Below are 11,041 nucleotides of genomic sequence, written 5' to 3' on the forward strand. Positions count from 1 at the left end.
TACAAGGTTTTGGTATGACTACATTAGAGACGACATCAAACACGGAAGAGTATCAGTTTGCGCCTTCGTCAGCGCAGCAGCGGATGTGGTTGCTGCAGCAACTGAGACCGGATAGCCATCAATACCATATTCCCAAGCTACTCAGGATCAAAGGCTGCCTGAATGTTACGGCCCTGGAACAGGCCGTTAACTATCTGGTGGCGCGCCATGAGATCTTACGTACCCGTTTTGTCTATGAAAACGGTGCATTGTATCAGCGTTGTCTGGCGCAATATGCTGTCGGGGTGGACAGGCAGGATGCGGAGCTGTCAGAGCCTGAAGCGGCGATTACCGAATTTGCCACAGACCAATATCAAAAGCTGTTTGAGTTGTCCCGACTGCCTTTGTTTCGCGTTGCTGTGCTGAAACTCAATGACGCAGACTGGCTGTTGTCAGTGACCATGCATCATATTATTTCAGATGGTTGGTCGGCAGACATATTTGTCAGCGAGCTGGCTCATTGCTATCAAGCCTACCAACAAGGAGAACCGCCCCAACTACCTGAATTGCCTTTGCAATATGGTGACTATGCACAGTGGCAACAGGACAATCTCAATTCAGAGCGACACAAAGACGACCTGGCATACTGGCGCAAAATGCTGAGCGGTGCGCCTTCACTGGCATTACTTACTGACAAACCCAGGGCCAAGATACAAAGCCTGAAAGGGGCGCTGCAACCCTTTTGCCTGCCCAAGGCATTGGCCGACAGGGCGAGCGCTTTTGCATCTGCCCATGGATTAAGCCGTTTCAGTTTGTATATGACCGCCTTCCAATTGTTGCTATCCAGAATGTGCCGACAGCAGGACATTAGTGTTGGTTTCCCTGTCGCCGGTCGCGATCACCTGGATACTGAAGGATTGATAGGGCTGTTCGTTAATACCCTGGTGTTACGTACCCGCCTGGATCCCAGTCTGAGTTTTAAGGCTCAGGCACGTTTGGTGCAAAAGAGCATATTGGACGCTTTGGAACATCAACATCTGCCATTTGAAAAACTGGTGGACGAACTGGTTGGTGAAAGAGATGTCAGTATCACCCCTTTATTCCAGGTCATGTTCGCTTACCAAAGTGACTACGCACAAGTGCAGTGGGGAGAATTGGAGGTCGAAACGCTTCCACCATCCATTGACACCAGTAAATTTGATCTGACCTTTTCGTTACAGGAAACCGATGGACAAGTGGATGGGGTGATTGAATATTGCCGGGACCTTTTTGAACCTGACAGTATGGAAAAACTGGCGCAATGGTATCAGCAACTGTTAAGCGTTTTACTGGGTAATCTGGAGCGCCCCTGTTCTTCCTTACCTATGCTTGATCCTCAGGCCCAGCAGGCCCTGGTGATGCACACCGAGAAGGTGTTACGCAAACATGAATCCCCTGTGGGGCTGGTGGAATGCTTTGAGCAAAGTGTCGAACGATTCGGGCAAAGAGTGGCCCTTAGCTGTGATGGCCAGACACTGACCTATACCGAGCTTAACCAGCAGGCCAATTTGTTGGCACAGTTGATTCGCACCCGCCAGCAAGCATCAATCAATCCGGCGTCGCCTTCCATTGTGGCGATATGTCTCAGCCCATCGGTTGATTTGTTGGTCAGTATTCTGGCCGTGTTGAAAAGTGGGGCGGCCTATTTGATTTTAGACCCGGCCCATCCCAGTCAGCGTCTGGATTACTATCTGCTGGATGCCAGAGTGTCGCTGCTCATCAGCGACCATCTGCACGCGCCATTGCTGGCAAAACTGGAAAATCATCCAGAATGCATCTGGCTTGATGATGTGTCAGCCGCCGAGGACCAGCATCATTTTAATCCCCCGCTGGCCAGCGATGCAGATTCAATGGCGTATGTCATCTATACCTCTGGTTCAACCGGTCAACCCAAAGGGGTGTGTATCAACCAGGGTAACGTGCTGCGATTATTCAAGGCGACAGAGTCTGATTTTGCCTTTGATCAGCATGACGTATGGACCTTGTTTCACTCCTGTGCGTTTGACTTTTCCGTATGGGAAATGTGGGGAGCCTGGTTGTATGGGGGCAAGCTGGTGGTGGTACCGCCAGCCATCAGCCGAGATCCTGACCGATTCTACCAACTGGTTGCCCAGCAAGGCATTACGGTACTGAATCAAACCCCGTCGGCCTTTTCTCAGTTTATTGGCAAAGACAGCAAGCTCAGGGCTCAACTGTCCTTGCGATATGTGGTGTTTGGTGGCGAAGCCCTGGATTTCGCAGCCCTTCGTCCGTGGATTGAAGTACATGGCGACTGCGTACCTAAGTTGGTCAATATGTATGGCATTACCGAGACGACGGTACATGTGACTTATCAGGCCATCGACAGGCAAATTGTTGAGAAAAGCCATGGCAGCCTGATAGGCAGGCCGATTGAAGACCTGAGTATCTATTTATTGGATGAGCACGCAAATCTGGTACCGCCTGGCGCGGTAGGTGAAATTTATGTGGGCGGCGCTGGCTTGGCGCGGGGCTATCTGTATCGTCCCGAACTGACTTCTCAGCGATTCATTGACAATCCGCTACCTGCCTCCGTTCATCCGCGCCTGTATCGTTCCGGCGACCTGGGCCGTTGCTTGCCCGACGGTAGCTTGCAGTATCTGGGGCGTGCCGATCAACAAGTGAAGATTCGTGGTTTCCGCATTGAATTGGGCGAAATTGAGGCGGTATTGCAGGGACTGTCGATGGTAGAGTCCGCGAAAGTGGTAGCCAAAAGCCAGGCTGATGGCCTGAATCAGATTGTTGCCTATCTGGTCTGTGGTGAAGCAACACCCACCGTAGAGCAGATCCGTGCCGAGGCGGCAAAACGGCTGCCGGATTACATGCTACCAGCCGCTTTCATGATGCTCGATGCCATGCCACTGACCGTTAACGGCAAACTGGATTTGGCGGCCTTACCTGAACCCTCTGGGCTGCGTCCCAGGCTGGCCAGCCGTTATCAGGCGCCGGAAAGTGACAAGGAACAGTGCTTATGTGAAATTTGGCAGGCGGTGCTGGGTATTGACCGCATTGGCGTACTGGATAACTTCTTTGCCCTGGGAGGTGACTCACTCAGGGCTGTACAGGTGATTGACCAGGCCAAGCGCCGTGGCCTGCAACTGACAATGATGGGGTTGTTTCAGCATCAAACCGTGCGGGCGCTGGCAGCCGAGCATGGCGCGACCGATGAAGAGCTGGGATATCGTCATACCGCACCATTCAGTCAAGTGAGTGAGCAGGATAAAGCCAGTTTGTTGTCAGCCTACCCGGATTTGCAGGATGCCTATCCACTTAGTCAGATGCAGGCGGCCATGTTTTACCATATGGAAATCGCTCCGGACTCCAATGTTTATCACTGTACCGGCACCACGCAGTTTCAACTGAGCCGCCCCTTTGATGCCGGGGCATTTCAGGCCGCGGTTCAGGACACAGTGGATGCTCATGAGGTTTACCGTACCGCCTTTGACTTGCAAAATTTCAGTGAGCCTCTGCAACTGGTGTTGCCCAGCGCCACCCTGCCCACACAGATTGAAGATATCAGCCACTTGTCTTTGGCGGCTCAGAATGAGGTGATTTTGCAGTTGCTGGAACAGGAGCGCCAGCATCCTTTTGATCTGAGTAAGCCAACCTTGCTGAGGTTTTTTATACATCTGCGCTCGCCACGCTGTATCCAGTTCACCATGACAGAGTGCCATCCGGTGTTTGATGGCTGGAGTTATCACTCCATGATCGTCGAGGTCTTCAATCGCTACGAGGCCAGGCTGAGCGGCAAAATGTACCAGCAGGCGCAGGCATGTGACTACCGTTATGCCGATTTTGTTGCATTGGAGCAACGCATTTTAGCGACCGAAGCGCAAACAGCGTTCTGGCGTGCAGAGTTGCAGGACGCGCAGGCTCTGACCCTGCCAAGAATGAAACCCCAGAACGTTAAAAATCAGGTGCCGGATATTCGGCTGCGCAGATTTACCTTGTCTGCCGCTGATTATCAGGGACTGTGCCGGCTGATGCGTGAGGCCGAAGTACCGATGAAAAGTGTGGCATTGGCCGCGCACATCAAGGTGATGAATATCCTCAGTGGCCAGACCGATATCCTGACGGGCATACCGGCAAACGGGCGACCGGAGGAAATTGGTGGTGACAGGCTGGCAGGGTTGTTTCTAAACACGCTGCCATATCGGTTCAAATTAAAAAAATGCAGTTGGCAGGCACTTTGTCAGCAGGTGTTTGCTCAGGAAAGAAAGTTACTCCCTTACCGGCGCTATCCTTTTGCCGCCATTCAACGTGATGCCGGCGGGCAAGGGCTGCTGGATGAAGTGCTGTTTAACTTTCTGGATTTCCATGTATACAACGAACTGGATCCGGAACTGGGGCTGACGGCCAGTAACCCGTTGGACAAAGAGCAGGTGAATGAAGGCACCAACTTTACCCTGAGTGTGCACTTTCAGCATCTGACACTGACATCCAATCTGCAGCGCAAACAGCTGTCACTGGATATCGATTATGACGCCAATAAGCTCACCGAGCAGCAGGCCGATTTACTGGCAGATACCTACAATGCGGTATTGTCTGCCATGGCACGTCAGCCGGGGGCCCTGCACCTGGATAGCGAACTTGTGCCCCGCCAGTGGCAGGCGCCCTGTATGGAGCAGGATTATCCGGACGTTCCCGATATCCTGGCCTTATATCATGCGCAGCGACAACTATCGGCAGATACGCCGGTTATTCTGGAAGCCGACAAGCGTTTAAGTTTGTCCGAACTGGAAACCCAATCCAATCGACTGGCCAATTTTTTGCTGGCCCAGGGCGTCGCCAAGGGCCAATACATTGGTTTGATGTTACCCAGAGGCACGGCATTTATTGTCACCATGCTGGCCATCGTAAAAACCGGGGCCGCCTATCTTCCCCTTGACCCAGATGAACCCGATGCCAGGTTGCAAAGCATACTGACACAAAGTGCTGCGTCTTTTGTGTTGTCACATTCAAGTCATTGGCCAGCAGAAAGGTTGACGGTACTGGCTGGCAGCACCTTGTGCTGTGTGGACGAAAAAGTCTCTGTAATTAGCGCTTACAGCAAGGATGACCCTGGTATCCGGCGGACGGCAGAAGATCCGTTGTATCTGATGTTTACCTCTGGTTCCAGCGGTCATCCCAAAGGGGTGATCATTCCAGACCGAGGGGTGGTCAGGTTACTGCATGAAGCAGACTATGTACCACTGAATCATCAAAGCAGAATACTCCATCTGGCACCGGTGACCTTTGATGCTGCAACCTTTGAAATTTGGTCGGCATTACTCTGTGGTTGTCAGTTGGCCATTTATCCGCCTGCCGTACCTAGCATTGCATTAATATCCCAATACATCCGCGAGTTTGGCATTACTACGGCGTTTTTTACCACGTCTTTATTTAATACCTTGGTGGATGAAGACGCTGAGGTCTTAGCCGGCATGCAACATGTGTTGATCGGTGGTGAGGCTTGCTCCACTGAGCATGTTTTGCGTTGCCAACAACGGTTGCCCGATGTGCAACTGCACAACGCCTACGGCCCCACCGAATGCACCACCTTTGCCCTGACCCATGCTATCGCGCCCTTGTCAGGTGATCAGACTAACGGTATTCCCATTGGTCTGCCAATCAATCGTACCTGGGCCAAGGTTTTGGATCCACTAGGCCAGGAGGTACCGGTGGGCACACCGGGTGAACTGTATCTGGGCGGTGATGGCCTGGCGCTGGGGTATCTGCATCAGGAGGCGTTAACCAACCAGCGATTTGTCAAACTGGCAGGTAGGCGCTGGTATCGCACTGGTGATCAGGTTTGCTGGCTGACCACCGGCGAATTGCAGTTTGTAGGACGTCTGGATGCGCAGGTTAAAATCCGCGGTTTCCGTATTGAACCGGGAGAAGTGGAAGCGGTACTGCAGAAAATAGAAGGCGTTGCTCAGGCGGTTGTGGATGTGCAGGGTAACGGATCCAACCGCCACCTTGTGGCTTACTGTGTCGGCAAATATGACCAGTCATTGGCGGAAGACTGGCTGCGTGGCAAGCTGGCTGAAAAGTTACCGCGTTATATGCTGCCGCAGCATTTTGTGGCTATGTCTAACCTGCCGCTGAATGTGAATGGCAAAGTTGACCGACGAAAATTGCCCGCACCTGTCATTCTGGAGCAACAGGATGACAATCTGCCTTTATCAAATCTGGCCGCCCAAGTGCTGCAAACCTGGCAATCCCTGCTGGGGCGTGAGGATATCGGTTGCAAAGACAACTTCTTTGATGTGGGCGGACACTCCCTGCTGTTGATGCGACTACTGCAACAGCTACGACGACAAGGTCTGACACTGAGCATGCTGGACTTGCTTGAACACCCTAGTGTCGATGCGCTTTGTCAGTATTTACAAGGCAGTGAAGCCGAGTTTTGTGCTCAGACTGATGTACGACATGGCCGCAACCGCCTCAAAAATCAAGCCTCGCAGCGCCGTTCTGGTGTTTTGTTAAAGGAATAAAAAGATGGATATGGATACTGAATTGGATATTGCCATTACCGGCCTGGCCTGCCGCTTCCCCGATGCCAGTGATGCGCAGACGTTTTGGCGTAATATTTTCGAAGGGCATGAATCCATCAGGACACTCAGCGATGAAGAGCTACAGGAAGCTGGCATAGATAAGGCTGTGCTGGCGGATCCTGACTATGTCAACAGCGGTTCCTTTCTGGATGATATCGATCAGTTCGACGCAGCGCTTTTTGGCTACTCAGCAAAAGAAGCCGATTTGATGGATCCCCAGCATCGGTTGTTTTTGCAGACCGCCTGGGAAGCCTTGGAAAGCTGTGGCCATGCTCCGGACAATACCCCATTGCGTATTGGCGTGTATGCTGGCTGTTCAGGTAGCTCATACCTGAGCGATGCGCTCAGCGGACAGGGCCTGTCCGCTGAACAGATCCGGGACCTTTGTTATGAAAATAACTCGGATCTGATGGCCAGCCGGGTGGCGTACAAGCTCAATCTGAAGGGGCCTGCGGTGACATTGGGCACGGCCTGCTCAACCTCTCTGGTGGTAATACACCAGGCTTGCCAGGCGCTTATTGCCGGTGAGTGCGATATGGCGATTGCGGGTGCAGCGAGAGTGAGTGTGCCGCAAAAGAGTGGTTATCATTATGCCCAGGGCGGCATATTGTCGCGTGACGGCAAGTGCCGAGCCTTTGATGCCGGTGCTTCTGGCACTATTTCTGGCAGCGGTGCCGGTGCCATTATCCTTCGTCCACTGGATCAGGCGCTGATGGATGGCGACCCTATTTTTGCGGTGATCAAAGGCTCTGCTATCAACAATGACGGCGCGCGTAAACTGGGATTTACTGCGCCTTCCGTGGACGGACAGGCCGATGTGATCACCCAGGCCCTGAATGCGGCAAATGTGCAGCCGCAAAGTATTGGCTATGTTGAAGCCCATGGCACGGCTACCGCGCTGGGCGACCCTATTGAAGTGAAGGCGCTGACCAAGGCTTACCGACAATACACCGCTGAAACCGGGTTTTGTGCCATAGGCTCGGTAAAAGCCAATATCGGACACCTGGATACTGCAGCTGGTATGGCGGGCATTATCAAGCTGTGTGGCGCATTTGCACGTAAACAGTTGCCGCCCAGTATCAATTATTCCCGTGCTAACCCTGAAATCGATTTTGCTTCGTCGCCGTTTTTTGTGAATACCCAGCCTGGCGATTGGGAAAGGGTTCCCCGTCGGGCAGCGGCCAGTGCCTTTGGCATTGGCGGCACCAATGCGCACGTAATTCTGCAGGAACCCCCCGTGCAGGAAAGCTCTGCCTGGGCCAGACATGTGCAGCTGCTGTGTTTTTCTGCCAACAGTCAGTCCGCGCTGCAGGAAAATATGGCCCGCTTTGCCAGGCATCTGGCTGAGCACAAACCACTGTCATTGCCGGATGCGGCTTACACCTTACATGTGGGGCGAACCCTGCTGCCTTATCGCGCCAGTCTAACCGCTGCAGATGTGAATCAGGCGTTGCAAAAACTCAATGAACCCGGCATGCGAGACATTCAACGCACCTTGTCTAAGCAAAGTCACAGCAAACTGGCAATGATGTTTTCCGGCCAGGGCGCCCAATATGTCTCGATGGGGGCAAATTTGTATGACACTGAACCTGAATTCAGGGCCATTCTTGATCAATGCGCGCGCCTCGCCGCCCCGCATTTGCAGGGCTACGATCTGCTCACCCTGATGTTTGATAAAACGTCGGAAAATGCACAACGACTGACCGATACAGCTTTTGCCCAGCCTTGCTTATTTGCGCTGGAGTACGCTCTGGCCATGTTTTTGCAAAGCCTTGGCGTTAAGGCGCAAACCTTTATCGGTCACAGTCTGGGTGAATATGTCGCGGCTTGTCTGTGCGGTGTATTTACGTTGTCGCAAGCCATTGAACTGGTTTGTTTACGAGGCCGCCTGATGGCAAAAATGGCACCTGGCCGTATGCTGGCGGTGCAAGCCGATGAGCACTTCTTACTACCCTTTTGTTGCGCAGATGTGGTGATTGCTGCCCGCAACAGCCCGGCTTCACTGGTGCTGGCCGGGCCGGCTCCTGCCCTGGAAGAGGTTGCTGAGCGTCTGCAACAACAGGACGTGGATTGTCGCTGGCTAAAAACCTCCCATGCCTTTCATTCACCCATGATGGAGCCTTGTCTGGCCGAGTATGGCGCCGCTCTGGATAGTATGACGCTGTGCCCGCCAACCCGACCCTTTATTTCCAATTTGAGCGGTCAGTGGGCGTCCCCGAGAGATGTCTGTCAATCTGCTTACTGGACGGCCCACCTGCGTCACAGTGTCAATTTCAGCCAGGGAGTGGCAACCTTGCTGGCGGAAGGTTATCAGTTGCTGGAGGTGGGACCGGGTAAAGCCTTGGCGACATTGGCTGCCATGCAACTGGAACCGGGTGCCGGTACGGTGCCATATTGTCTGCCTGGTGCCAAGGAACAAGTGTCGGATTTTGAACAAATCGCCAGTGCAGTCGGTGCGTTGTGGCGACACGGCGTTAATGTTGACTGGTCGCGCTTTTATCAGGGGCAGCAACGTCGCCGGGTAGCCCTGCCGACCTATGCTTTTGAACAAGGCCGATACTGGCTGCGGCGCAGTGCCTCAAATTCAGTGCGCAATGAGCATAGTCGTCAACCACTGCATAACTGGTTTTATCGCGCCACCTGGCAACGCAACGAGTTGCCGCCGGCGTCTGCCAGGCTGGATGGCGATATCCTTTGTCTGGTCGACACCCCCAGACGCTGGCAGGGGCTGCTGGACAATCTGGTGAGCCAGGGACTGCGCGTTACCTTGGTGTACAGTGGCAGGGCATTTAGCCAAAAAGGGCAATCTCTTTTCAGTATTAATCCAGGCCACTATGGGGATTTTGAGGCCTTATCTGCTGAACTGGCACGCCAGGGGCGTGTTCCTTCAATGATCCTGCACACCTGGGCCTTTGGTCGCCAGTCAGGGCAGGCGCAGTTACAGGATCATACCTTCCATAGTTTGTTGTATCTGGCCAAAGCACTCAGCAGTCATGCTGCAGAGCAGAAAATGGCCTTGTTGATTCTGACCCGTCAGCTTTTTGCGCCGGATGGCCACGAGCCCTGCGACGCTTCTCAGGCATTGGTGCTTGGCCCTTGTCGGGTCATTGCCAGGGAGTTTGATATGCTGTCCTGTCGGGTGCTGGATTTACCCGGTGAGCGGGCGATGGCAGAAAATACCAACCGACAGGCCGTGGTGCGCGAGTTACTGCATTGGCAAACGCAAAACTGGGCACAGTATCCCCATGTCGCCATCCGTCAGGCAAAGCGCTATATGGAGGAATATCAAGCGGTTAACTTGCAGCCGGTGGATAACCAAAGCCCCTATCGTCAGGGGGGCTGCTACCTTATCAGTGGCGGCTTCGGCGGCATTGGTGCCACATTGGCCAGACATTTATGTAAAGCCTATCAGGCCAAAGTGATCCTGCTAAGTCGACGCGCACTGCCGCCACAGAGCAAATGGCAAAGCTGGCTGGACAGTCATGACGAACAGGAGTCTATTACCCGAAATATCCGCCTGATGCAGGAATTACGCGAGTCGGGGGGGCATCCGGTGGCAGTGGATGTGGATGTGTCCGACTTTAAAGCGCTCAAAAAGGCCATGGGTGTCGTAGTCCGGCAGACCGGGCCGGTGCATGGCATTTTTCACAGTGCCGGTATTGCTGATGGAGCATTGATCCAATCCCGTCAGGCGCTGGAATCACAGCAGGTGTTCAGCGCTAAAGTGATGGGTAGCCAGGCGCTACTGACCCTGTTTCGCAACAGCACACTGGATTTTTTTGTACTCTGTTCTTCACTGTCGGCTCAGATTGGTCCTGTCGGACAGGTTGCCTATTGTGCTGCAAACGCTTATCAGCAAGTGTTAGCGCAACAATACGCGGCACAGTTACCGATAAAGAGTATTGGCTGGGATTCCTGGCGTGAGGTCGGCATGGCGGTAGACAGTCTGCGTGCTCAGCGCGGTGATAAAGAAGATGCACTGGAAGCCATTCGCCACGGCATACTGCCCGAGGAAGGGATAGAGGTGGTTCAGCGTGTTCTGGCCTATGACTATCCGGATGTTGCCGTATCAACGCGGCCATTAGCACAGGTATATGCCGGACAGGATAGTGCCGAGTCCCGTGCGGATGATAGCGACGTTTACAGCCAGTACCACGGACGTCCAGATTTGGCGTCTGAATTTCAGGCACCGGCGGGGGAGCTACAAGAGCGCCTTGCCCGTCTGTGGCAGGATAGATTCGGCATCGCGCCCATTGGTGTCAAAGATGATTTTTTTGAGCTGCATGGACATTCACTGATGGCCGTGCAAATCGTTACTGACATCAAGCGGCACTTTGCCGTGACGTTACCATCAGGCGTGCTGTACGAGCATCCTACTATCGCTTCGCTGGCCCTATTGTTGGCGCAGCGTCTGGCCGCCCAGGGTGACGGTGTAACGTCAGTGAACAAAACCACTATCAGGTTATAGG

The 11,041-nt window shown here is 53.5% G+C and carries 2 protein-coding genes; both read left to right on the forward strand.

Annotated features, from left to right (window positions below):
• The first annotated feature begins 14 nt into the window (after window positions 1–14).
• Window positions 15–6,512 carry a non-ribosomal peptide synthetase gene (locus CSR04_RS09945; RefSeq protein WP_102796132.1) on the forward strand — a complete coding sequence of 2,166 codons (6,498 nt, stop codon included), beginning with the start codon at window positions 15–17 and terminating at the stop codon, window positions 6,510–6,512.
• Window positions 6,513–6,516: 4 nt separating this feature from the next.
• On the forward strand, window positions 6,517–11,040 hold the full coding sequence (locus CSR04_RS09950; protein WP_102796133.1) for a type I polyketide synthase: 4,524 nt from the start codon (window positions 6,517–6,519) through the stop codon (window positions 11,038–11,040).
• The last annotated feature ends 1 nt before the right edge of the window (window position 11,041 follow it).

The organism is Bowmanella denitrificans, from assembly GCF_002887595.1.
Taxonomy (GTDB): Bacteria; Pseudomonadota; Gammaproteobacteria; order Enterobacterales; family Alteromonadaceae; genus Bowmanella; species Bowmanella denitrificans.